Below are 23,643 nucleotides of genomic sequence, written 5' to 3' on the forward strand. Positions count from 1 at the left end.
TTTAAAAGATAACCAGATGACTTCTGAGCCGCAGAACTACCTGAGCTACAGTGCGCTGGCAGATGAGATTTTTAGGGCAGGAATGAGCTATAACTTTTACGAAGGTTATAGCGCCTATCTGGGTTATAACCAGATCAAATATAGCGACAACGCGAATAAATTAGTATCTGCCAATTTAAGCGGAACTCTGAACAATAACTGGGGCTTTTATGCATCAGCGTATAAAGATTATGAAAACCAAAAAGACTATGGCATTTACTTTGCGCTGCGCTACACACCGTCTACTCGAGTCAATGCGATTACAAGTGTATCTAATGATGCTGGCAGGCTGAGTTACCGTCAAGAAATATTCGGTTTATCAGAACCTCAAATCGGCTCATTTGGATGGGGAGGTTATGTTGAGCGCGATCAGGATGCGAATCAAAACAATGCTTCAATTTATGGCTCTTACCGAGCTCGGGCAGCTTATCTGACGGGTAGATACAATCGAATTGGAGATAACGACCAAGTTGCAGTTTCAGCGACCGGATCATTGGTTGCAGCAGCAGGGCGAGTCTTTGCAGCCAATGAAATTGGTGATGGCTATGCAGTTGTGACCAATGCTGGACCACAAAGTCAGATTATAAATGGCGGGGTAAATTTAGGCGTAACCGATAATTCTGGAAGATTTCTGATTCCTAGTCTCATGCCATATAAGGAAAACCATATTTATTTAGATCCATCGTATCTTCCTTTGAATTGGAGCGTGAAATCTACAGATCAAAAAACAGTTGTAGGTTATCGCCAAGGTGGTCTTATTGACTTTGGTGCTCATCAGGTCATTTCTGGATTAGTGAAACTTGTTGATGCGAATAATTCACCTTTATTACCGGGTTATACGGTTCGTATTAATGGTCAGCAAGAGGGTGTAGTTGGCTACGACGGTGAAGTATTTATTCAAAACCTATTAAAACAAAACAAGCTTGAAGTCGATCTTCTGGATCATGGTTCATGCCAAGTTGACTTCACATATAACAGTAATCAGTACTCAACTAAAAAATTGGGACCTTATGTATGTCATTAAATATTATGAATAAGGCTCAAATAGAGAGCTATAAGAAATTTTCATTGTCTTTAAAATACCTTATAGGCATTTGCTTATTTTATCTCGCTTATGCTTTTTTTAGTCCAGCACATGCTGCTTGTACGGTAAGTGGAACTACTAATAGTACTTTTACCTACACGGCAGCAAATATTAATAGTGATGCAACTGTAAACCTGTCAGGCACAATTACTTGCACGAATTTAGGACTTCCTCAGATTTCTAATTTCATGTGTATGAAAACCGTATTTACGGGAACCACAAATGCAATTAACAATGTTTCATTACCTTACACCGTCACAGCAACTGTAGGTGGAGCGGGGTCTTCTACCACGAATCAAACCTCCAATGTGTGGTATGGTCCAGTAGCAACAGTCGCATCAAATAATATTGTGAGTTACTCGGTAAGTGTGAAAGTACCAGCTCGAACGGGGTCACTCATTGCCTATCCTAAAGGAACATATACTGCTTCGGTTCGGTTGTATTGGGATATGGATCTTTTGGGTTTATCGTGTGGTGATTTACTTGGTGGCTGGGATTCAGGTGATACATTACTAACAGCAAACTTTGTGGTACCAAGTATGTGTCAATTAAATTCAACCTCAACTGTAGATTTCGGCAATATTAATGATAGTGGTACAGCTAATCGTGATTACACAGCGCAAGGAGCTATAAATTCGACCTGTAATTATGGAACGCCGTATAGCATTTATTTAGGGGATGGAGACAACCGTATTGCTGGAGGATTTAGGCGTATGAAACATGACAATAATGATTATGTTCCCTATCAGTTATATAAAGATTCTAACTATAGTACGGTGTGGGATGCCACAGGAGGCGTAACCAATGTTGGGGGAGCTGGTGGGGTGTCAGGTACAGGCACCGGCACTGCCCAAACCACGCCAGTTTATGGAAAAATTCCGCAAGGTACCTCCATTTCAACTAAACCTGGTGTCTATTCTGATAGTGTTGTTGTTACAGTGACTTATTAATTTATCAAATATACGCGTTTCTATGTTAGTCGCATGGTTCCGCGTAATTTGAATTACATTCAGTAAAAATGGCTAAACATAAAACGATATAAATCAATTGATTTTAGCTTTTTAATACTTATTCATCCTCAAAAACAGTTTGACTTAAAAATACATTCTGTATATTTATTGATTAGTTCTAAAAAAGAACTAGTGAGCAAAACAAGCAATTAAAATAAAGGTGAATAAATGTCGGATATTATTTTGCATCAATGGGAAATTTCCCCATTTTGTCAGAAAGTTTCAAGAATTTTGAAGTTTAAAGGAATCTCATTTGACACAGTTAACTATAACGGCATTCTGGGAGCTAAGGTCCCTTTGCTCAGTAAAGTAGGTAAAGTACCTGTAATTGACCATAATGGACAGCGTATTCAAGACAGTACCCGAATTGCTCGCTACCTAGAAGAAACTTACCCAGATACACCACGGCTTTATCCAGAAGATCCAAATCAAAAGGCACTTGCAGAGTTGTGGGAAGACTGGGCAGATGAAGCTCTCTATTTTTATGAAGTCTATTTACGCGTAAATGACCCAGATGCACTAGAAGAAGCAATTCGCATTAGCAGTATAGGCCGCCCAGCGTATGAAAGACCAATGGTAAAAGGATTTATTTTAGCCGAGTTAAAAACACAGCTTTTCTTTCAAGGTTTAGGCCGAATGAAAGCTGAAAATGTTGAAGCAGAGTTTAGAAGACACCTCGACCGTATCGAACAAGTTTTATCGCAAAGTGAATGGCTAGTTGGAGACTCTCAAACAGTTGCCGACATTGCTGTAGTCGCTCAACTTGGTGAAGTGGTTCGCACAAGCAAAAAATTTGGTAAAGAAATTTTGGATCGTCCGTTTATTGCTTTATGGTATAAAAAACAAACAGGATGAAATGACCATGACATTAGCAACACCAGATAAAAAATTAGATTGTGCAGTTGTCATTGGCGTTGGTGCATTACAAGGTATTGGCGCAGCCGTGTGCCATCGTTTTGCAAAAGAAGGTTTAAAAGTTTATGTCGCTGGGCGCACTTTCCAGAAAATTGAAGCAGTTGCTGCCGAAATTCATTCGAAAGGTGGGGACGCTGTCGCATTTCGTCTAGATGCAGAAGATATAAAGCAAGTACAAGCTTTATTTGACACAATCACTAGTCAAAATGAGCGTATTACTGCTGTTATTCATAATGTGGGAGGAAATATTCCCTCAATCTTTTTAAGAAGTCCGCTGTCGTTTTTTACGCAAATGTGGCAATCCACTTTTTTATCAGCTTATTTAGTTTCTCAAAGTTGTCTAAAAATCTTTAAAGATCAAAACCACGGTACGCTCATTTTTACAGGTGCGAGCGCTTCTTTGCGAGGGAAACCTTTTTTCGCAGCTTTTACTATGGGTAAATCTGCTTTGCGGGCTTATGCACTCAATCTAGCTCAAATTTATAAATCACAAGGCATACATATTGCTCATGTGATTATTGATGGAATGGTCGATGGCGATAGAGTAAATAAAGCATTATTTGGTCTGGGGCGGTTAGCCCGTCTTACACGTGGCACGGGTGGCCTCAATATTGATGCAATTGCAGAAAACTATTGGATGCTTTACCAACAAACGCCGAAGCTTTGGACACATGAACTCGATTTACGCCCTTACCAAGAAAAATTTTGAGAGAGACTAAAATGCTAAAAAAAATATGTCAGAGATTTCAAAAAAAGCAGGGTTGTGTTGTTGTTGCTGGTCATGATTTACACCTAATCGAGCGTGATTTTGTAATTCTAGATAAAAATGCACAATTTCCATTACACCTTTATCAAGTTGTGCATGATTCAGCTGCACAAAAAATCCAAGTTCACTCCATCAACGATGGCGTGACAGCAGTTCATTTGAACTTAGTAAATGCAGATCATTTAAAAAGCTTGGTGCGTTATATTTCCACTCAAAGACATACAATTGAACTCTGTGTGTTTCAGCCGAATTTTTCATCTTCGCCAAATATTGAGGCTTTATCTTTAGAAGAGATTGAACACAATTGGCAGACCACAGGGTTAAGTGCAGTAAGTGTAGCGCAAGCTGTGATTAAGCCGATGTTAAAGCAGCAGCGGGGCACTGTTATTTTTCTTGGCGCACCATTTAACAACTCGACCCATTACGATGTGTTAAGCCAAAGCATGTTTGCAGGTATTCGTGCTTTAGCGCAGTCATTAGCAAGAGAGTTTCATCCTAAAGGCATTCATATTAGCTATTGCATGGTTGAAAAATGGGATGGACAGAGCCAGCATTTTATTTCATCTGTTAAGCAAGTGTGCCAACACATCTATCAGCAGCCTAATTCGGCATGGAGCCAAGAACTCAGCCTATCTTGAAATTTTACTTTCGTAAGTTGTTAAAATACAGTACTGATCTGGAATGACGACAGAACAATAATTTCGATAGGTATTTACATGACAAAAATTAAGAGTGCTCAGCCAGCTGTTAAAGTGGTTTGTACGTTGGCAGCTTTCATGTGTGTTTCTTCATTAGCGCAAGCATATCAATATGATCAAACTGCTCGTTTAATTAACGAGCGTTTATCTTATATGAAAGATGTCGCAGGTTATAAAGCAGAACAACATTTACCGATTGAAGATTTAACTCAAGAAAAGAAAGTTCTTGATCAATCACTTTCTGAAGCCGATTCTTTTGGCCTAAATAGTGAAACAGTGAAGCCATTTATTGTGACTCAAATGAATGTTGCCAAAGCAATTCAGTATCGATATCGTGCAGATTGGTTGTCGAGTCCAGAAACTAATTGGAAACCACAAGATTTAGCCGAAGTACGTTTAAAAATTAGTATGCTAAATACTGAGCTTTTAAAAAATATTGCCTATGAACTCAAGAAAAATAATAACAAAGCACCTCATAGCTGTAGCTACATGTGGTCTGTACAGCACCCTCAAATTAAAGAGGCCGATAAAAAAGCTTTATGTATGACATTAAATAAAATTAAGTTAAAAAAATGAATTTATTTAAGATAATTAAAGCATTGAATTTGTTATCAGGAGAGTTTTTATGAAAAAAAACTCTTCAATATCTTTTCTTTTTAAGAAGAGGTATTTACTGATACTTTTGTTAGTTGCACTCTTTGGTTATGGCAAATACCACAATTACAAAGAAAAGATTTTATTTAGGGAATATTATTTACATCCACCATTGTATAGAGAGATTTGGCCATCTGAATTTGATCCTAATGGAGTCACATTAGATATTCCAGCAAATTATCTTATGGATGCAACTGCTATTTCTGAATCTTCACGAAAGAAAGATCTTGAATTCAGAGAAAAGCAACGATATGAGAGTAATAAGCCCTTATGTGATAGATTTCAATGTACTGAACTTTTTCAAGTTCTTTTACCTGATTACAAAGGAAAAACATTAGAAAATTTACATATTTTTAATCCTGAATCAATAAGAGCTGAGTATGAAATACCTAAGGACTGGCAAGAGTTTCATAAGTATGTAATTTGGTTTTCCTTAAATAGTTGGATATATAAGAACATAAATGCTAGTGCCGCAGAAATTAAAATGGGTATAAATTTAAGTTCAGTGTTTCATCCGAAGGATTATTTTGAAACACCAAAATTAATTAAATATATACAAACTAAACCAGCTCCAGAATTAGGCTTAACAGAAGTGGTATCACTAGATCCTAATTTACCAGGCGGGTTCTATAAAGTTCTTGTTTATAAGGATTGGCGAAAGAAATATCCTGATGATGTAACAGAGGATTATAATCATTATAAGATTTATTTTAAAAAAGATGCTGATGGAAATATAGTCTCTTATATTAGTTGTAGTACCTTTGCTCGAACTTATTTATTAAGTAAACCAGATCCTGAACAGGCTATTCTAGAGGACTATGCTAAACCAAATCAGCAATACTATTGTAGTCATACTTTTAATGTGAAGGGACTGCCGCTGAGTATTACCGCACATTACAGTGATATGCATTTAGCTGATTGGCAGAATATAGAAAATAATTTAACTCGGCTTATACATTCATTTCATGTTAAAGAGACTAAGTAAGTTTCAATATTTAAAGCTCTTGTTATTTAAAGAGCTTTTTTATATCAAATGTTTTTATTCTTTCTTTTTGAACATTGACACCCAAAACCTCTCCGATTATTCTTTGCCTGCTGGCCACATTGCCAGTCGGTTTTAGCAGACCGTTTTCATCTAGGACATCAAAAAAGTAATTTTTTGGTGTCGAACTCGTTCGTCTCCCTTCGTAGCGGTAGGACGGAGGAGGGACGCCTTCGGGCGTGCCGGTTCCTAGATGACTGGTCTGCTAACCCTTCTTCGTTCTGCCACCATAATCATTTAGCAGTGATTTGGCAGAACTTCTATTTCATCTAGGAGTTCGCATATGCGTACTATTTCATCTCTCTCATTGGCAGTCCTTGCCAAAGTCTTTACGTCTATACCTCACTTGCATTTAAAACAGTTTAATCGACTATAGGTTTTAACCTTTAGATCATTACGACTAAAAAATCATATCAACAATAAAGCCTGAGATATGTAAGGCAGGATTTGTGCTGTCTTGATGTGCCTGTTTTTAGCACTCAATTTAAGAGTGACGGCATTTTTATCTCATTTATATACAACAAAAAATTATTTTAAACGGTATGTCTATGCCAACTTTAGAAGCATCATTTAAAGCACTGCAAGTGCTACACGCGGCAAGAAATTTATTTAATCAATATGGCTTTAATAATGTCGGTGTAGACCGAATTGTTAGCGATGCTAAAATACCCAAAGCCACTTTTTATAACTGCTTTTCATCTAAAGAAAAACTTATTGAGATGTGTCTGACTTTTCAAAAAGATGCGTTAAAAGACGAGGTGTTTTCAATTATCCATTCGTACCGTGAACTTATGGTGTTCGATAAGTTAAAGAAAATTTTCTTTTTACATGCTGATTTAGAAGGGTTTTATCATTTGCAGTTTAAAGCCATTTTTGAAATTGAAAAGCTTTATCCCGCAGCCTACAAAATCGTCAGTGACTATCGAGATTGGTTCATTAAAGAAATTTATAAGCTGATTTTAACCGTAAAAGTTACCGCTACACTTGAAGACGCTTACATGTTTTTGTTTGTGATTGATGGGGCAATGGTTCAGCTTTTAAGTGCGAATAAGATCGATGAAAGAGATAAGTTATTAGAATATTTTATGTCGATGCTTACTTAAATTGGCGAAGACTTTAATACTTAAAGAAAAGCCCTCCGAAGAGGGCTTTTTATTTAATTAGGCTTTAAAAGTCAAAAGAGGTTTGTAGATAGAAAGTACGCGGCAGGCCTACATACTTACCGCCAGTAGAGTCTGTTGAGCGAGTAAAATACTGCTTATCAAAGACGTTTTTGATGCCGCCAGCGATTTTTAAACCTTTAACTTGTGAACTTAAGTCATAAGAGGTACGTAGCGCAAAAGTGGTATAACCTGGAATATCTCCATATTTACCATCAGCAGTTTCTTCTGTTTGATAGACATTGCTATCAGGAAGATCTGGTGAATGCTGCTTAGACTGCGCAAACATGTCAGCGTTTAAAGACCATTTATCCACGGTATAACCTAACCCAACATTACCGACATGACGCGAGTAAAATGGTAGGTCTTTATCTTTAAACTGACCAGCTTCAGCTACTGCTTTGGTGAAAGTATAGTTGCCATATACTTTTAAGCCCTCTAATGCATCTGTTAATTGACCGAAATCATAGCTAATACCCGTTTCGATACCTTTATGGCTGGTTGCCCCTAAGTCTGTCCAGATCCCGTTATTACCAGCATCACGTACTAGAGAAAGCTCTTTATCAAAGTCTAGATAGAACACTGTAAATTCAGCATTTAAACCATTGCCTAGATATTTGGTTCCGATTTCATAGTTATTCGATTTTTCAGGATGTAAGCCTTCGGTTGTAGCCGTTGCGGTTGTTCCTTCAAGACGTGCTAATTGGCTGTATTGCTGTGGACCAAAAGATACACCGGCGTTTGCAAATATATTCCAATTTTCATTTGCCGAGTACATCACAGATAAACTTGGCAAAAATTCGTCTGAATCAATTCTTGGATAAACAGTATTAGGTTGTCCTTTGTTATAACCTGTGAAGTTATTATAGGTTTCAATTGATTCGAATCGAACGCCCGGTGTGATGGTCCAACGGCCCAATTCCATACGGTTGTCGATATATACCGCATGCGCTTTTGTACCACCTTCGCTACTGCTACGTGGAGCAAAATCTGGAGCTGATGAATCTGCTGCATAAGATGCAGTACGACCAGCAAACTCAGAACTTTCTTCTTTTAAGTAGCGATAGCCTACTGTCACTTCATTTTGCGTATTACCTAGTTGGTAAATACGAGAGTAACGCGGTTCAATCGCATAGACTTTGTAATCGCGTGGAGCAGAGTCGAGACGCTTATCACCACTCGCTAACACGGTCTCAAGATTACTTGTGCGGAAAGAGTCGATGTAATAGCTCAGAACTTCGAAGTTATTTTTCTCATCTTTATGGTTATAACGTAAAGAGACATCAGTACGTCGACCTGCAAAATAGTTTTTTTCACCAGAAGATTGATAAGGATTTTCTGCGTATTGGGCCTGAGTTAAACCCTCTGGCATTTCGCCTCGACCTTCATAATGATGCAGATTTAAAGCAACTGAATCTTTATCATTAAATTGATAAGCAGACTTTAACATTACATCATCGATATCAATCTTGTTATTTGCTTCTCGATAATTGTTTCCTTTAGTCCCTGAATACAAGAGAGCAAGGCCTAATCCGTTATCTAAAGTTCCACCCACAAATAGATTAGGGCTGAACTTTACTTGGTCAGTACCAGATGCATATTCTGAAGTTAGGCTAACAGTTCCACTAAAATCTTGCGGAATTGATCGGGTTGCAAAGTTAATAATTCCGCCTACGTTTTGAGGCCCAAAACGGACAGATCCTGCACCACGTACTACGTCGACTGACTCAATATTACCAATTGAAACAGGTGCTAAAGATAATTGTGGCTGGCCATAAGGTGCAAATGAAAGCGGAACACCATCAACAAGAACAGTTGAGCGAGGTGACAGGCGAGATGCTAAACCACGAACCCCAATATTGAGAGACACATCACTACCACCTGTTCCACTACTGTCTTGCGCCTGAACTCCGGGAACTTGTTTTAAAGCTTCTCGAATTGAGGTTGCCGCTGTTTCTTCTAAACGCTTACGGTCAATAATAGTTCGAGCGCCAGCATGTTTGTGAACAGTTTCAGCATTTGCTTCTTCTAACCAGTTACCTTGTGCCTTAATGGTGATGGTCGGTAATGCACTGGCCGTTGTATCTTCGGCATGTGCAGGAAGTGCTAAATAAGTACAAGCCAGTCCAATTGCATAGCTTAACGTAGAAACTTTGAACTTGAAATTTGGGAGTGAAAGAGAGGTTGAGCGGTCCATGTTGATGTATCGAAATCCTAAACGATAATTATAATCATTATAGCGAAAAAGTAACAAAATTTTATAAATTGGTTTATGTTTTTTCTCGGAATTTTAAACAATTTCTAAAAAATTAGAATTATTAGAAATTTCAAATCGCTGGCTATCATTTAGGTATAAATAATAAAGATCTAACTAGACAACGGATGTTAATAAAGGGAAATTTTCATGTGTAGAGCAGTGTACAACTTCTCTTTAAAGACACAAGAAGTATAAACATACTAAGGTACACAAAAGTTGGTTGTTGCTATCTTGATACGGATAAGTCGGTAATAAGTTGACTTTAAAAGACATTTGTGTGAAAAAGAAGAATAATTTAATAAATCTTTTTAATAAAAATCAATAAATTATTAATTTTTATTGAACATTTGTTATAGGATTTTTATATTAAATTATTGTTTTATTAATCAATAATCATTATTATTCGCGCTAATATTTACATGAACACACAAAATACATATGGAATTTATTAAGTCTCGCAAGAAGATTGCTAAATCAGCAATAGCCTCTTCATTATCAATTGTAGCTACAACAGCAATGGCTGCTCAGGAAAATTCTGTACCACTTCCATTAATTCATGTTCAAGCAGACGCAGAAGTTGCACAAAGCCTTAAAGTTGATCAATCTGCTAATTCTAAATTCGTAGCACCTCTATTAAATACTCCAAAATCAGTTTCAGTAATTTCAAAACAACTTATTGAAGATACGAAAGTAAATACATTAAGTGATGCACTTCGTACTGTGCCAGGAATTACCTTAGGTGCAGGTGAAGGCGGTAACCCGAATGGAGATCGACCATTTATTCGTGGTTACAACTCAGAAAGTTCAATGTATGTTGATGGTATTCGTAACTCATCATCACAAAACCGTGAAATGTTTGCTATTGAGCAAGTTGAAGTGACTAAAGGTTCTGCTTCTTCTATGGGTGGTGCAGGTTCTGTTGGTGGTAGCATCAACATGATTTCTAAGGTGGCTAAAAAAGGAGACTCTTTAGAGGGCTCTGTTCAAGCAGGTACGGATAACTACCAACGTATTACCTTAGATGGTAATAAAGACTTTGGTAATGGTACGGCTGCTCGCGTTGTCTTAATGGGGCACAAAAATGAAAAAGCGGGTCAAAGTGATGGTGCTGAATACAAGCGTGTAGGTATCGCGCCTAGCATTACATTTGGATTAGATACACCAACACGTGCAACTTTAAGTTATTACTATTTAAGATCTGACGACACTCCGGATTCAGGTGTTCCATATAATTACGATACAACTAAGAAGGCTACTGTTGGTAAACCTGTTGATGTCAAACAAGGCATTTACTATGGCTTAAAAGGTCGTGATTTCCAAAAACAAGAAAATCATATTGGTACTTTTAAAGTAGAACATGATTTAAATGAAAATCTTACGCTTAGTAATACTTTGCTCTACAGTAAATCAAAAAATGATTATCTTTGGACTCAACCAGATGATTCAAAAGGTAATGTAGCAAACGGCAAAGTTTGGCGTCGTATTAACTCTCGAATTACAGATACTGATATCTTTACCGATCAATTATCTTTAAGAGGTAAGTTTAATACTGGAGCTATCAAGCATAGTTTCAATGTTGGTGCAGAATACAGCGATCAAGAGTCAGATAAAGGTAGTTATTCAACTACATACCCAGGTTATGCGGGTTCTACAACAGGTGGTTTTAATAGTGATTGTGCTATAAACGATGCTTGGTGTACTTCATTAACAAACCCTAATTCTAAAGATGTATGGCTAGGGGACCGTATCGCGAATAAAGCAACGACTACAACTAAAACAAAAACGACTGGGGTTTATCTATTAGATAATATTGAATTTAATCCTCAATGGTTATTGGATCTAGGCCTTCGTTGGGATAAGTTTGATACAGAGCAAGTAACAAATGCGACTGGCGCAAAAATTGAAAGTAATAAAGATTTTGTTACTTACAATGCTGGCATCACCTTTAAACCTACTGAAAACGGCAGTATCTATGCGAGTTATGCAACTTCAGCAAACCCTGTAGGTGTAGATGGTGGTGATGGGTCTGAGTCTATTGGTCAAGCTTATATGGACCTTAAACCAGAAGAAAGCCAAACCATTGAACTTGGTACAAAGTGGAATGTTTTAAACGAAAAACTTAATTTGACTGCTGCCATTTTCCGTACAGAGAAACAAAATACACGTATCCAAGTAGACTCAAGTACTTATACAAATGGCGGTGACAGTAAAGTTGATGGTATTGAACTTTCAGCAAATGGTAATATCACTGATAAATGGGCTATGAGTGCAGGCTACACCTACTTAGATAGTGAAAATACTGATCCAGGACCAAGTTGTAGTCGTGCTGGTGTATGTACTCCTGAAAATGCAGCTAAAGGTAAGCAACTTCCAAACGTACCTAAAAACTCAGCAACTTTATGGACTACATATAAAGTATTGCCACAAGTTACTGTGGGTGCTGGCGCTTTCTATGCTGACAAAGTATATGGTGATGCAGCTAATACAAAATGGGTTCCATCATATGTTCGCTATGACGCAATGGCTCGTTATGACGTTAACAAGAATGTTAATTTGCAACTGAACTTAAATAACCTTTCTGATAAGCGTTACTTTACTAAAGCGTATGCTTCACACTATGCAACTGAAGCAGAAGGACGTAGTGCAGTATTATCAGTTAACTTTAAATACTAATAAGTTTAAAAATTTATTAGTCTAAAAAAGTAATCTAAAATAGCCTCAATTTGAGGCTATTTTATTAATTAAAGCTATTTTTAAAGGTATCGCCGTGATTCACCATATTCCTAATGTACTTAGTAAAGAGCAAGTCCAGTTTTTCCGTCAAGAAATGGACAAGGTAGAGTGGGTTAATGGGAAAGTCACTGCTGGTACACTTTCAGCTACAGTAAAACATAATCAACAATTGTCCGAAGATCATCCTCTAACCCATCAACTGAGTAATATTATTCTTGATGCTTTAGGAAAACATCCATTATTCCTATCTGCTGCAATTCCACTGAATATCATACCGCCTTTATTTAATCGCTATGAAAATCATGAGTCTTTCGGCTTTCATGTAGATAATTCAATACGGCTAATACGTGGTAGTAATCAGCGTTTAAGAACAGATTTATCTTGTACGGTTTTTTTAAGCGAGCCAGAAGAGTATGAAGGAGGGGAACTCGTAGTTGAAGATACTTACGGATATCACGAAATTAAATTGCCTGCTGGTGATATGATTTTGTATCCATCTACTAGTCTACATGAAGTGACTGCTATTACTTCAGGCTGTCGTATAGCATCTTTTTTCTGGGTACAGAGTATGATTCGTGATGACGCAGAGCGCCATATGTTATTTAACCTAGATCAAACTATTCAAAACTTACGTATGCAATTAGGTGACGATCACAAAGAAGTCTTGAACTTAACAAATACTTATCACAACTTAATTCGTAAGTGGGCTGAGGTTTAAGTAATAACAAAAGTAATTAAGTAGCGTAAATTATTTAATACGCTACTTATAGACATTTACTTCAATATTTAATGCTTTTTCATCAATTTTTTTCAATAAACATTCTAATAGTTCTTCTACTTTTTCATCATATTCAAAAGGATGAGATTTCCCGGTTTTTGTATTAATTAGATTTAAACTAATTTTATTAGTGGCTGGTCTATAAATTCCTCTATTACTTTTACCCAAAACAACTCTTTTAATTAATTTTCTATGTTCAAGTTCCGCTAAAGTACGATATGTAGTGGCTAGACTAATTTTTAGGTTTTTCTTTTGGGATAACAGATATATTTCTTCTGCAGTTATTCCTTTATCGTTCTCATGTAAAAAACGGAAAATAGCAACACGCGAAGAGGTAGCTGATAAACCATTTTCAATTAACTCTTGATGATAATCCATTTAGTTCCTCTGCTAATGGCTTATTTACATTTAAATTGATTAATAAGGCTTTTTTAGTAGTGGGTAAAAAAATCTATTTGAAAACCAATGATATTAGTCCTAATTGTAAACCATTTGGTACAAAAAGTATTATGATAAAAAGTAAAAATTCTTGATTAAAATAAAAAAGTTAGAAGCCCATTTTTCCAAATAAAACTATGAGATGGATAATATTAAGTGCGAATTAATACGAATAAAAATTAGTGTAAAAAGCCATATTAACTGTACAGCCAAAGTCTAAAGATTTTTATGACTGAACTTTATGTTGTTCGATGATTTCCACTAACTTTTCACAGGACTGATTTACCTTTGATATGGGCGATGTTGCAACCCCTAGCATTAAACCTGAAACAGCATTTTTAGGGTCTTGATACCAGAGTGATAATGGAGAGGGAGCCAGATTGAAAGCTAATGCTTCATTAGCAATTTTTTGATCAGATAACGAGGACGGCAAATTAATGAGAACTGATAAGCCAGTCGTATATGTTTGCAAATTAAAGCTTTTTAAGCACTTTATTAATTCATCGTGCTGAGCATTATAAGTTCTTTTTGTTCGTCTTAAATGTCTTAAAAAATGTCCCTCATGCATAAACTCTTGAATTGAAAGTTGTAAAGATGGAGACGGAGCTGGTGCTAATGTTGCTGTCGTTTCTGCAAAATGATTAATCATGTGAAAAGGCACCACTGCAAATCCAATTCGCAATTTGGGGCTGATCGTTTTGCTAAAGCTTCCTAAATGAATAACTCTTCCAGCAGTATCTAATGAAAATAAGGCAGGTGCTGCTCGGCCATCTAATTGTAATTCTCCTAAATAATCATCTTCAATAATCCAGCTTCCATTCTGGTTAGCCCAATCAAGTAACTTCAATCGTCTGGCCAAAGAAAGAGACATTCCTAAGGGTGCCTGCTGTCCCGGCGTGACTAATGCAAGGGATGCATCCGGTACATTTTTTATTGCAAACTCAACATCTATACCATCTTTATCAACGGGAATTGGACATGTTTGCATTCTTCCAACCTCAAGTGCATGTTTGGAAAAAGGGAAACCCGGATCTTCAACCCATGCCTTTTCCCCACTTAATCCCAGAACATGTAATGTAAGACCCAACCCACCAGAGAAACCAGAAGTAATAAATACTTGGTCAGGAGTACATTGAATTCCTCTCGATAAAGCTAAATAAGCAGCAATTTCTCGGCGAAGACCATATTCACCCCGAGCGTCAGGATAGCTTGGCCACCCACTTGACTCATTACGCACAGAACTTGATCTAATTTTTGAAAATAACTTTGCAGGAAAGATTTCTTTTGAAGGAACACCTAACTGAAAAATGCCATGTATAGATGTCATATCTAAATACATCTGTGTAAATGAACTATTTTTATGAGCTTCTTGAGTAGAGATTGGCTTAACTGCTTGGTAGGCAACCCGTGTACCTTGTGATCTAGACGCAATGATAAATTGACCATCTGCAAGTCTTTCATATGCAACTTTTACAGTACCTCTAGATACACCGAGTTGACTAGCTAAATCGATCCATGAGGGTAAACGATCACCTTGTTGCAGCGTTCCAGAAATAATGGCTTGTTCAATTCCAAGGCGTATTTGTTCTGCTAATGGTGTTTTTAATTTACGATCTAAATTAATTTTGAGCTGCTGGTACATTCGTGGTACAGCCTTTTAATGCATTTTTGGTTCATGAATTTATACTACGGATCTATAAAATAAAAACAACTCCCTATCTTTATGTAGGTTTAATTTGAATGAAAATGATCAAAAAAAGATTCTTTTTAGGCTTAGGTTTAATGCTTGCATGTATTGCACCGTCTATGGCACATGAGCCAGTGGAGAAAGTTAAGCTTAATTTTGAACATGCAATTGCGAATATACCGGGTAAGTCGCTTATTGCTTTAGAAGTTGATTATCCACCTGGCGGTGCTTCTATTCCTCATACCCATGCGAAATCATCTTTTATATATGCCTATGTGGTTGAGGGGAGTATTGAGTCTAAAGTGAATAATGATAAGCCAAAAATTTATCAAGCAGGTCAGAGCTGGTTTGAAGAGCCAGGAGCAGTTCATTCTATTAGTCGTAATGTGAGCAAGACCAAACCAGCAAAACTATTGGCAGTATTTGTTGTAGATACTGATGATAAAGAATTAGTTACCCCAGTAAAATAATTGAAAGTAAATAGGTGTTTATTATGGCTCAACGTATTGATTATAATCAGGTCGCTCCAGCAGGCGTTAAAGCTCTAGGTGGTGTCTATAGCTATGTAATGCAAAGCGGTTTGCCAACAGAATTAGTAGAGTTGGTTTATCTACGGATATCGCAAATTAATAATTGCGCGTATTGTTTGGACATGCATACCAGAGACTTAATCAAAAAAGGTGTTGCTATCGAGAAACTTGCTTTAGTTCAGGCTTGGCAAGAAGGTGGACATCTTTTTGATGAAAGGGAGAGAGCAGCTTTAGCTTGGGCTGAGTCAGTAACCAAAGTTTCTACTACTGGAGTACCTGATGATGTTTATCAACTAGCTCATTCTGTATTTGATGAAAAAGAACTGGTTGATTTGACAATAGCCATTAGCTTAATGAATGCATATAACCGTATGGCAATTAGTTTTAGAAATACACCACAAGCTGCTAAGTAATATTCAAAAAGCCCTCTCGCGAGGGCTTTTAACTTATCTAATAGAAGGCTGACTTAGGATTTTGTAGACTTTTTCTTTATATACATCATTCGAAATCATGCCTTTATCGCGCTGTTGTTTTAGCGACTTAAACTGCTGACCATTAATTTCTCTTTGAATGCCAACATTATCATGATTTCTAATGTAGTAAAGACTACGCTCATGATTACTCATATTGACTGTTTCTTCAGCGGAGTAAGAAGGCTTAGTTTCCTTTTCTTGATATTGTTTTGCAATTTCAAAAAAATCTACATTTTGATGATTAGTGCCAGAATTAGAAAAATCTTTTGGTTGCCCATTAAATTTATGTTCTTGAGAATTTGCGTTTACTGCAAGCATGCTCTTATGCTGATTAAAGTTAGGAGGGGTATATTCTTGTTTCATTTGAAATGTGTTTGTTTCAGAAAAAGCTACGGGAGAAAAAAGACTAATATTTAAAGATAAAAAAATTAATAACAATCTATTCATTTCTTTTGAAGTCCAATTGAAATTGAGTAAATCACTGTATTGTAACATTAAAGTTGATTTTTTGGAGATTAAATTTTGTGTGGATTTGATCATCTAGTAAATAATAAGATCTATAGGTGAGTGTAAAAGCCAACTTAAGAAGGCTTTTTACACTCATTTTTTTAATGTTGTTTTGAGTATTCTTCTTTCAGTTTATCCAGAAAAATAAAGAGGTTTTGATTCATCTCTTGGTAATCGTGATTTCGTAATTCTTCACGACTATTCACGAATTTATAATGGTGAGCCTGATTTAACTCGGCTTCTGAGTGTTGAATCAGCAATTCAACGACTTCTGACGTTAATTCCATGTGACATTGCAGTCCATACACTAATTTTGAATATTCAATAATTTGTCTTGGACAACCTGCACTAAAAGCGATGATTTTTGCGTTGGGAGTTAAACCCGGCATATCATTATGCCAATGCCCAACTTCGGTCATTTTTCCTAAGTGTGAAAACTTAGAGTTTGTTAAGCCATATTCTGTAAGCATAATTGGAAATTTGCCAATTTCTCTTTCAGGGCTATGCTCAAATTTGGCCCCTAAAGCTTGACCTATCAATTGAGATCCTAAACATACCCCGATAACTACTTTATTTGCTTCAATCGCTTTTTTTATCATTGATTGTTCAGCTAATGAATTAAAGTGAGGGCACATCTCTAGTGTCGTATCTGGATCTTGTGGACCACCCATCACAATAAGGAAATCTATATCTTCAGCAGAAGATGGCAAAGCTTCATTTAAATATACTCTTGAATATGTAATTTTGAAGTCATTATTTTGAGCCCATATTTCATATGCACCGGGTGCTTCAAAATCTTCATGAACAATAAAATGTAGGCGCATGTTAGTCCTCAAAATCTAAGCGTTAATTAATAGATCATTCGTGATAAATCGAGGATAGATTAAGAGCTGTAGGCTTTATCTAATACATCCAGTTTCTAAAAGTTATATGGTCCAGATCTATAGGAGCTTTGAATGTTACTAGAGAATAAGTATGCATCTGATTAACAATAAGACGAGGCTGAGAATTTGCGTGAAGTTCTATCTAGAGCTCCACACAAAGAATTCTCTATAAGATGAGATCTAAAATTTTTAATTTCAGAGTGTTTGTCCATTATCTAATTTTAAGATTTGTCCTGTAACTGATTCTGCTTTTAATAACATGAGAGCCGTTTGAGCAATATCTTCTGGAGTAGAAATCCGTTTTAAGGGAAGTTCCCCAAATAGCGAATTCATTTTATCTTCATAGCCAGCCCACCATCGAGTAGCAACAGGCCCGGGTGCAATACAATTAACCCGTATAGAAGGGGCTAATGCGTGTGCTAAAGATTTTGTTAAACCATGAACAGCAGACTTAGAGACAGCATAAGGTAATGAAGAACCGTAGCCTGTTTCACCAGCAATACTTCCAATATTAAGAATGGCACTGTTTGTGTTCTGCCGAAGAAATGGGGCTGCGGCTCGACTGCATTGAAAAGTACCTTTCAAATTAACAGCGATAAGTTGGTCCCAAATCTCATCTGTTACATCATCTAAATCATCAAATTTAAGCTGTTTTGTAATGCCAGCATTGTTAATCAGATAGTTAATTTTGCTAAACTTTTTTACTACAGTTTCAATCATTGTTTTGACTTCGTCATCTGCTGAAATATTAGCTTTTATCGCAAAGGCTTTTCCATTCTTTTTAGTGATTTCATCTATAGTATCTAAAACTTCTTTCTCACTTTTAGAGTAAACAATCGCTACGGAAGCACCTTTTTCTGCAAGTAGTTTACTAATAGCTTGACCTATACCAGTGCCGCCGCCAGTGACAATAGCAACCTCATTTTGAAAGTCGAGATTCATAAGATTTTCCTTTTTAAATGGGCTTAATAGTTTTCTATTTCTTCAATATTAGTATTTAAGCTTATTTGTTAAAATCGAAATTATATGAAGGCATATTACGGATTTTCCGAAGATGAGATATTTCGATACCACCTTACTTTCAACTTTTGTTGTCGTAGCTCAGTCTGGGACAATTTCGTTAGCTTCTTCAAAATTAAATCTGTCTAATTCAACCATTAGTGAGCAGATCTCAAAATTAGAAGAGTTTGTTGGCAAGAAATTAATGATTAGAGACCGAAAAGGTTCATCGCTAACAACTGAGGGTGAGATCTTGTTGGCAGAAGCTGAGAAGATCTTACTGTCTTGTTCTATGGCTTTAGACAAAATAAGAGGAGTCGATATTTCTGGTGAATTTAGGATAGCGATTACAGATTATTTTAGACCCAATGACTTAACAATTATTTTAAAAAGAATTCAGAAGAAGTTTCCAAACTTAAAGCTGCATATTTCAATCATGAAAAGTTCTGATATTAAAGATAATTTCTTTTCAAATATTTATGATTTGGCTATCTACATGAATATTGGTGAAACAATAGAAAAAGATATTCAGGCCATTAAATTATCCGAAGAACCTCTGTTTTGGATTAAGTCTAATGAATGTGAACTTGAAGATAATCCTATTCCTATTGTGACAATGTCTTCGGGCTGTATTTTGAAAAATTTTATCGAAAAAATTTTGCAAAAAGAGAAAATCCCTTTTTATGTTGCACATACTGCTACAGGGGTAAAAGGTATCGCGGCTGCAATCGAGGCTGGTCTAGGAATATCATGTTTAAATAGATCTTCGTTAAACAGTAATATTCAAATTATTAACTCCAAAGATAATTTACCTTTACTTCCAAATGTTGAGTTTATGCTCTATAAAACTTCTGAAGAAAATATAACAACAAGTGCGATTAGCCAAATTTTAATAGAAGAGTTTATTTAAAAGAGTAAAGCATATGCCATGATCATTAAATCATGTTATAGAGTTGCTCCAATTATCTACAATAACGTCTCACCTTAAAATATTTTTTTAAATTTATTATTAAGTATTTCTAAATAGTTTCGGTGTGACAATAGCTGTTCAATTTGTTAAGTTGTGTGGTTTTTATAACGGTAGTCAAAATTTATGAAGACATTTCTACTTATATCTTTATTGGGTTTTGGGCTGATTGGCTGTGCTTCATCTCCATATAATTCTCAAGAAAATTATTTAAATAACGCTCCAACTGTTCCAGAGAATAAAGCTTTTAATAGTTTTAAAACACCTGAACACGGAATTTTTACTGATCAAGATGTCTATAATGTGCCGGAAAATTCAAATATGAATTTTCGTTACGAAGTCCCTTTTTAAAGAAAAATAAAAAATGAATTTAAACAAAGGTAGATCAGGATGGCCTACTACCTTTGCTGGCTAGGGATAATCAGTGATTAATATCGCCTTCGGGTGGTTTTTTAAAATTTAAACTGTTAAATTTTAATTATTGAAAAAAGGTATTTTAAATGAAAAACTTCACTATTATTGCTTCTTTATTTTTATTAGTTGGGTGTGCGACTGGCCATAAACAGGTTACACCTGTTCAAGTGACCGATAATAAAATTACTTCAGAAGCTGAAAAATATAAAAAGCAATATCAAAAGAAAATTTATAAAATATGGGATATTCCAGCGTCTTCAGCTGGTATGAGTGCAAGCGTTAAAGTATTTTTAACTGACAGTGGAGAAATTGAGCAAATCATCTTTTTAGATAAAGAAGAACAAAAATTTAAAACAAGTATTGAAAAGGCGATCTGGCGTGCAAGCCCATTTGCTTTGCCCTCAAATCCTGAAGTAAGGAAGCAAGCCAGAAAATTCAATATGAAATTTCAGGCTAAATAAGTAAGTTCTTCTTCATCGTGGGGAGCAAATTTAAAACTTTTAATGTATATAAATTTGCTCTTTTATTTTATGAAACAGGGGAAGTAGTTAGTTTAATGGGTATATAGATTTCTTTCAAAAAAGTAAAAGCAACATATCATTTTAAATTGAAAATAAGACAGGTGATGAAGAGGTAAACAAAATATAAAAATTAGTTACATTGCTATCAAAACATAACATAAACAAAACTTTAAATAGGCATTAAATTAATATAAAAAAATAATATGAGCCCTAAAATGTGACAAGAAAAAGTATGAGTCAAGCAAACAAATCCCATAGTGAAAGCAAGGCAACCTCAGTTGTCGCATGGGGCGTAATTTTATTTGGAATTGTTTTGGGAATAGCCTTTATTTTGTCATATGGGCAAGTTGAAACAAGAAATGATAATTTAGACATTATTCAAGTTTGGTCTAAAGAAATGGTTACAGTCGGTCTTTTCATTATATTTAATGGGCTACTGTTTGGTTACTTACTTTTAAAAATTAGTAGTATTTTGAACCATCTTGAAAATAACAAAAACTAAAACGTATCCGAAAGTGTCAGTTACACAAATGATGATGGTTTGGTGTTGAATGTAGCCGTTAATTATTTAAGCATGGAATGACACAAGTTAAGTAGAGGATGAATCTCATGATAGATGAAGAAAAACCTTTAAATTTTGACGATGATGAAGAGCCTCTCGATTTTGCCGATGAAGAATTTATCGATGATAAAAAAGAGGATGAGTTGTATAACAGCATTACCAAAGATGGTTCGAGTGTAGATCCAGCCGATGATGGTGAGCGACACATTCGCCCTGAAGATGGTGATCCCATCGAAATTGAAGAATAATTTAAAGCCCAATTCAATATTGGGCATTTTTAATATTTGGGATTTCTAGTCAAACAATACGGTACGTTTGAGGTTATTTAATCATTATCATTAATGACTCAAAAAATTGAGAACTAAGCAATGAGTGTAGAAGTAGGTACATATATATTTATTGAATGATTAATTCTCGAATTGAAGTAAAACTATGAGTAATTATATTTCTACATTTACCAACAAAATCAAAAATAAAGCACTTCCACCGGTCAATGATGTTTTGCTCGCGTTTAAGACTTTGAAAAATGTACCTGGCGGATTAACACTATTATCAAAGATTGTTAGTCGAGTGGCTCCATATTTTCAGACTGTAAATCCAATGATTCAAAAATTAGATTTGAACCTGTGCGAAGCTTCAATCAAAAAAAATAAATCAATCGAAAACCATATCGGGACGGTACACGTTATTGCCATATGTAATGGGCTGGAATTTGTCATGGGTGTATTAGCTGAAGCATCAGTACCTCAACATTTAAGATGGTTACCTAAAGGTATGAACGTAAATTATGTAGCTAAGGCAGATTCTGATATTAAATTAGTGGCAACAATTGATGACGAGTGGAAAGTTGGAGATATGCAAGTAAAAGTTAATGCTTATAGAGCGGATGGGCAACCAGTAGTTCAAGGGTATATTACGCTTTGGGTTACAGAGAAAAAGTAAATAACAGGGCATTAAATGCAAAAAATATTGGATTATCTCCGCAAATTTTTTACTGCTAAGTCTCAGCAAGATGCAGCAGCGGATCAGATTGCTACAGCAACAGATCATGGCGATGAATTGATAGGTGTCGCTGTTGATGATATGTCTCTTAGCTTAGACGGTGTAAACCTAATTTGTAATTTTGAAGGATTAAAAATTAGTGCTTATGACGATGGTACTGGGGTATGGACTATTGGATATGGCACGACGCGATATCCTAATGGCCAGCGTGTAAGTGAAGGAGACCGATGCACACTTGAACAGGCTAAAGTTTATATGCAGCATGATTTAAAGATATTTGAGCGCGCAGTAAATACTGCCGTAAAAGTGCCTTTAAAACAGAATCAATTCGATGCATTAGTCTCTTTAGCTTATAACATTGGAGTCGGGGCTTTTAAAAACTCGACCTTACTCAAAAATTTAAATTTAGGTGATTATAAAGAGGCTGCCAACCAGTTTGATGTTTGGATTAATGCTGGCGGTAAGCGTTTGCAAGGGCTGGTGAATCGCCGTGTAATCGAAAAGAAATTATTTTTATCGTCAAAATAGTGCTTCAATTTTTATTAAACTTTCTCAAAAATCATTAAAAGCCCCAAATAATTAGGGCTTTTTCATATTAGGAAGAGAGTGGATTAACTTTTATCACCTAAAGTGATTCTAAGCCTGTTTAAAGCCCCCATGAGCGAAATGCTAGTCGTTAACTCTACAATCTCTCTTTCACTAAAATATTCAGTTAAATGAGCTTTTACAGTTTCAATTTTGTCAGATAGAAAAGTGACTGCCTCTGCAAGTTCAAGAGCAAGATGCTGCTTCTTTGAAAACGCATTCGAATGTTTATAGCCCGGAATTTTATCAATCACTTCTTGGCTTACTCCCATATCTCTTAACTCCTGAGCATGAAAAGCGCAGCAGTAAGCACAGCCGTTGATTTGTGACACATACAATTCAGCTAAAGCAATGATTTGAGGGTCGATGCCTGAGGTACGAATAGATGCATGTGCTGAGTACAAATGATTAATCGTTTTTTTAGCAACTTCTTTATATTCCATAATATAGGCCAGTCTTTTGGTGATAAAAAACTATTATTTACCACTAGGTATAGATTGTAAATTAAGCACTATTTTGTTATATAGGTATATTTTTTATACCTAATTAAACAATGAAAGATAATATTTCTGGCTGTTCTGTAGAAGAGGCAATGACAGTATTGGGTGGTCGCTGGAGAATGTTAATTATTTCATTTCTCATCGAAAGACCTATGCGCTTTAATGAACTCAGACGCGCAATACCTAATATTTCTCAAAGAATGCTAACTTTAGAATTGCGTTTTCTTGAAGAAGAAGGGTTTATTAACAGAGAAGTTTTTGCGGAAGTTCCTGTTAAGGTTGAATACTCACTAACCGAAGATGGCAAGAAATTAAACGGTTTAGTTGATGTGCTAAAAGAAGTAGGTACTTGGCTAAAAGTAAGATAAGGCTGGTTTATTTTATACTTTGATTTACTTTGATTTACTTTGATTTACTTTGATTTACTTTGATTTACTT

The 23,643-nt window shown here is 35.8% G+C and carries 27 protein-coding genes; 20 read left to right on the plus strand and 7 right to left on the minus strand.

Going from position 1 to position 23,643, the window contains the following annotated elements; genetic code table 11:
• The 8 genes from ODQ17_RS15210 to ODQ17_RS15245 form a co-directional block, all read left to right on the plus strand.
• A partial coding sequence (locus tag ODQ17_RS15210) for a fimbria/pilus outer membrane usher protein (protein ID WP_322904786.1) occupies positions 1-1,063 on the plus strand: 1,063 nt, incomplete at its 5' end.
• On the plus strand, positions 1,054-2,073 hold the full coding sequence (locus tag ODQ17_RS15215; RefSeq protein WP_322904788.1) for a Csu type fimbrial protein: 1,020 nt from the start codon (positions 1,054-1,056) through the stop codon (positions 2,071-2,073). The genes ODQ17_RS15210 and ODQ17_RS15215, both read left to right, overlap by 10 nt.
• Positions 2,074-2,301: 228 nt before the next feature.
• Positions 2,302-2,988, plus strand: coding sequence for a glutathione S-transferase family protein (locus tag ODQ17_RS15220; protein ID WP_322904790.1), 687 nt, complete (start codon positions 2,302-2,304; stop codon positions 2,986-2,988).
• 7 nt (positions 2,989-2,995) lie between these two features.
• A complete protein-coding gene (locus ODQ17_RS15225; RefSeq protein ID WP_111854591.1) occupies positions 2,996-3,757 on the plus strand; it encodes an SDR family NAD(P)-dependent oxidoreductase in 762 nt (253 codons plus the stop codon).
• An 11-nt stretch (positions 3,758-3,768) separates the two neighbouring features.
• A complete protein-coding gene (locus ODQ17_RS15230) occupies positions 3,769-4,452 on the plus strand; it encodes an SDR family NAD(P)-dependent oxidoreductase (RefSeq protein WP_322904792.1) in 684 nt (227 codons plus the stop codon).
• A 78-nt stretch (positions 4,453-4,530) separates the two neighbouring features.
• Positions 4,531-5,088 carry a chorismate mutase gene (locus ODQ17_RS15235; protein ID WP_322904794.1) on the plus strand — a complete coding sequence of 186 codons (558 nt, stop codon included), beginning with the start codon at positions 4,531-4,533 and terminating at the stop codon, positions 5,086-5,088.
• Between the two features lie 49 nt (positions 5,089-5,137).
• Positions 5,138-6,151 carry a hypothetical protein gene (locus tag ODQ17_RS15240; protein WP_250375483.1) on the plus strand — a complete coding sequence of 338 codons (1,014 nt, stop codon included), beginning with the start codon at positions 5,138-5,140 and terminating at the stop codon, positions 6,149-6,151.
• Positions 6,152-6,756: 605 nt separating this feature from the next.
• Positions 6,757-7,311 (plus strand): TetR/AcrR family transcriptional regulator, encoded by a 555-nt coding sequence (locus ODQ17_RS15245; protein ID WP_322904797.1) that lies wholly within the window; start codon positions 6,757-6,759, stop codon positions 7,309-7,311.
• A gap of 64 nt (positions 7,312-7,375) precedes the next feature.
• Here the strand turns inward: ODQ17_RS15245 and ODQ17_RS15250 are convergent, their stop codons facing one another.
• Complete coding sequence (locus ODQ17_RS15250; protein WP_322904799.1) at positions 7,376-9,565, minus strand: TonB-dependent receptor family protein; 2,190 nt, start codon at positions 9,563-9,565, stop codon at positions 7,376-7,378.
• 498 nt (positions 9,566-10,063) lie between these two features.
• Here ODQ17_RS15250 and ODQ17_RS15255 point away from each other — a divergent pair, with 498 nt between their 5' ends.
• Positions 10,064-12,298, plus strand: coding sequence for a TonB-dependent receptor (locus ODQ17_RS15255; protein WP_322904801.1), 2,235 nt, complete (start codon positions 10,064-10,066; stop codon positions 12,296-12,298).
• A gap of 94 nt (positions 12,299-12,392) precedes the next feature.
• On the plus strand, positions 12,393-13,076 hold the full coding sequence (locus ODQ17_RS15260; RefSeq protein WP_144735639.1) for a Fe2+-dependent dioxygenase: 684 nt from the start codon (positions 12,393-12,395) through the stop codon (positions 13,074-13,076).
• Between the two features lie 42 nt (positions 13,077-13,118).
• Here ODQ17_RS15260 and ODQ17_RS15265 read toward each other — a convergent pair whose 3' ends face one another.
• Positions 13,119-13,514: a Fur family transcriptional regulator gene (locus ODQ17_RS15265; RefSeq protein WP_322904803.1), complete on the minus strand. Its 396-nt coding sequence runs from the start codon at positions 13,512-13,514 to the stop codon at positions 13,119-13,121.
• A 286-nt stretch (positions 13,515-13,800) separates the two neighbouring features.
• On the minus strand, positions 13,801-15,216 hold the full coding sequence (pdxR, locus tag ODQ17_RS15270; protein WP_322904805.1) for a MocR-like pyridoxine biosynthesis transcription factor PdxR: 1,416 nt from the start codon (positions 15,214-15,216) through the stop codon (positions 13,801-13,803).
• A 98-nt stretch (positions 15,217-15,314) separates the two neighbouring features.
• On the opposite strand from pdxR, the gene ODQ17_RS15275 reads away from it, so the two are divergent.
• Both ODQ17_RS15275 and ODQ17_RS15280 read left to right on the plus strand, forming a co-directional pair.
• Entirely contained in the window at positions 15,315-15,731 is a 417-nt protein-coding gene (locus ODQ17_RS15275; RefSeq protein WP_322904807.1) for a cupin domain-containing protein, read from the plus strand.
• A gap of 23 nt (positions 15,732-15,754) precedes the next feature.
• Entirely contained in the window at positions 15,755-16,204 is a 450-nt protein-coding gene (locus tag ODQ17_RS15280) for a carboxymuconolactone decarboxylase family protein (protein ID WP_322904809.1), read from the plus strand.
• A 33-nt stretch (positions 16,205-16,237) separates the two neighbouring features.
• Here ODQ17_RS15280 and ODQ17_RS15285 read toward each other — a convergent pair whose 3' ends face one another.
• From ODQ17_RS15285 to ODQ17_RS15295, 3 genes are all read right to left on the minus strand, one after another.
• Positions 16,238-16,759: a hypothetical protein gene (locus tag ODQ17_RS15285; protein WP_322904811.1), complete on the minus strand. Its 522-nt coding sequence runs from the start codon at positions 16,757-16,759 to the stop codon at positions 16,238-16,240.
• Between the two features lie 113 nt (positions 16,760-16,872).
• Positions 16,873-17,595: a type 1 glutamine amidotransferase gene (locus ODQ17_RS15290; RefSeq protein WP_322904813.1), complete on the minus strand. Its 723-nt coding sequence runs from the start codon at positions 17,593-17,595 to the stop codon at positions 16,873-16,875.
• 255 nt (positions 17,596-17,850) lie between these two features.
• Positions 17,851-18,597 carry an SDR family NAD(P)-dependent oxidoreductase gene (locus ODQ17_RS15295; RefSeq protein WP_322904815.1) on the minus strand — a complete coding sequence of 249 codons (747 nt, stop codon included), beginning with the start codon at positions 18,595-18,597 and terminating at the stop codon, positions 17,851-17,853.
• 112 nt (positions 18,598-18,709) lie between these two features.
• Here ODQ17_RS15295 and ODQ17_RS15300 point away from each other — a divergent pair, with 112 nt between their 5' ends.
• The 7 genes from ODQ17_RS15300 (at position 18,710) to ODQ17_RS15330 (ending at position 22,648) form a co-directional block, all read left to right on the plus strand.
• A complete protein-coding gene (locus ODQ17_RS15300) occupies positions 18,710-19,564 on the plus strand; it encodes a LysR family transcriptional regulator (protein WP_322904817.1) in 855 nt (284 codons plus the stop codon).
• Positions 19,565-19,747: 183 nt separating this feature from the next.
• On the plus strand, positions 19,748-19,972 hold the full coding sequence (locus ODQ17_RS15305; RefSeq protein ID WP_322904819.1) for a hypothetical protein: 225 nt from the start codon (positions 19,748-19,750) through the stop codon (positions 19,970-19,972).
• Positions 19,973-20,121: 149 nt separating this feature from the next.
• A complete protein-coding gene (locus ODQ17_RS15310; RefSeq protein WP_005306508.1) occupies positions 20,122-20,496 on the plus strand; it encodes a TonB C-terminal domain-containing protein in 375 nt (124 codons plus the stop codon).
• Positions 20,497-20,788: 292 nt separating this feature from the next.
• Complete coding sequence (locus tag ODQ17_RS15315; protein ID WP_151768796.1) at positions 20,789-21,058, plus strand: hypothetical protein; 270 nt, start codon at positions 20,789-20,791, stop codon at positions 21,056-21,058.
• A 107-nt stretch (positions 21,059-21,165) separates the two neighbouring features.
• The gene (locus ODQ17_RS15320; protein WP_004791647.1) at positions 21,166-21,366 is read left to right on the plus strand and encodes a hypothetical protein; all 201 of its coding nucleotides are present in this window, start codon (positions 21,166-21,168) and stop codon (positions 21,364-21,366) included.
• Between the two features lie 184 nt (positions 21,367-21,550).
• Positions 21,551-22,060 carry a hotdog fold domain-containing protein gene (locus tag ODQ17_RS15325; RefSeq protein WP_322904822.1) on the plus strand — a complete coding sequence of 170 codons (510 nt, stop codon included), beginning with the start codon at positions 21,551-21,553 and terminating at the stop codon, positions 22,058-22,060.
• Positions 22,061-22,075: 15 nt separating this feature from the next.
• Positions 22,076-22,648 carry a lysozyme gene (locus tag ODQ17_RS15330; RefSeq protein ID WP_322904824.1) on the plus strand — a complete coding sequence of 191 codons (573 nt, stop codon included), beginning with the start codon at positions 22,076-22,078 and terminating at the stop codon, positions 22,646-22,648.
• A gap of 83 nt (positions 22,649-22,731) precedes the next feature.
• Here ODQ17_RS15330 and ODQ17_RS15335 read toward each other — a convergent pair whose 3' ends face one another.
• Positions 22,732-23,148: a carboxymuconolactone decarboxylase family protein gene (locus ODQ17_RS15335; protein WP_322904826.1), complete on the minus strand. Its 417-nt coding sequence runs from the start codon at positions 23,146-23,148 to the stop codon at positions 22,732-22,734.
• Between the two features lie 110 nt (positions 23,149-23,258).
• Here ODQ17_RS15335 and ODQ17_RS15340 point away from each other — a divergent pair, with 110 nt between their 5' ends.
• Positions 23,259-23,573, plus strand: coding sequence for a winged helix-turn-helix transcriptional regulator (locus ODQ17_RS15340; RefSeq protein WP_004791654.1), 315 nt, complete (start codon positions 23,259-23,261; stop codon positions 23,571-23,573).
• Positions 23,574-23,643: the final 70 nt, after the last annotated feature.

This window comes from Acinetobacter sp. IRS14, from assembly GCF_034650275.1.
Lineage (GTDB): Bacteria > Pseudomonadota > Gammaproteobacteria > Pseudomonadales > Moraxellaceae > Acinetobacter > Acinetobacter oleivorans.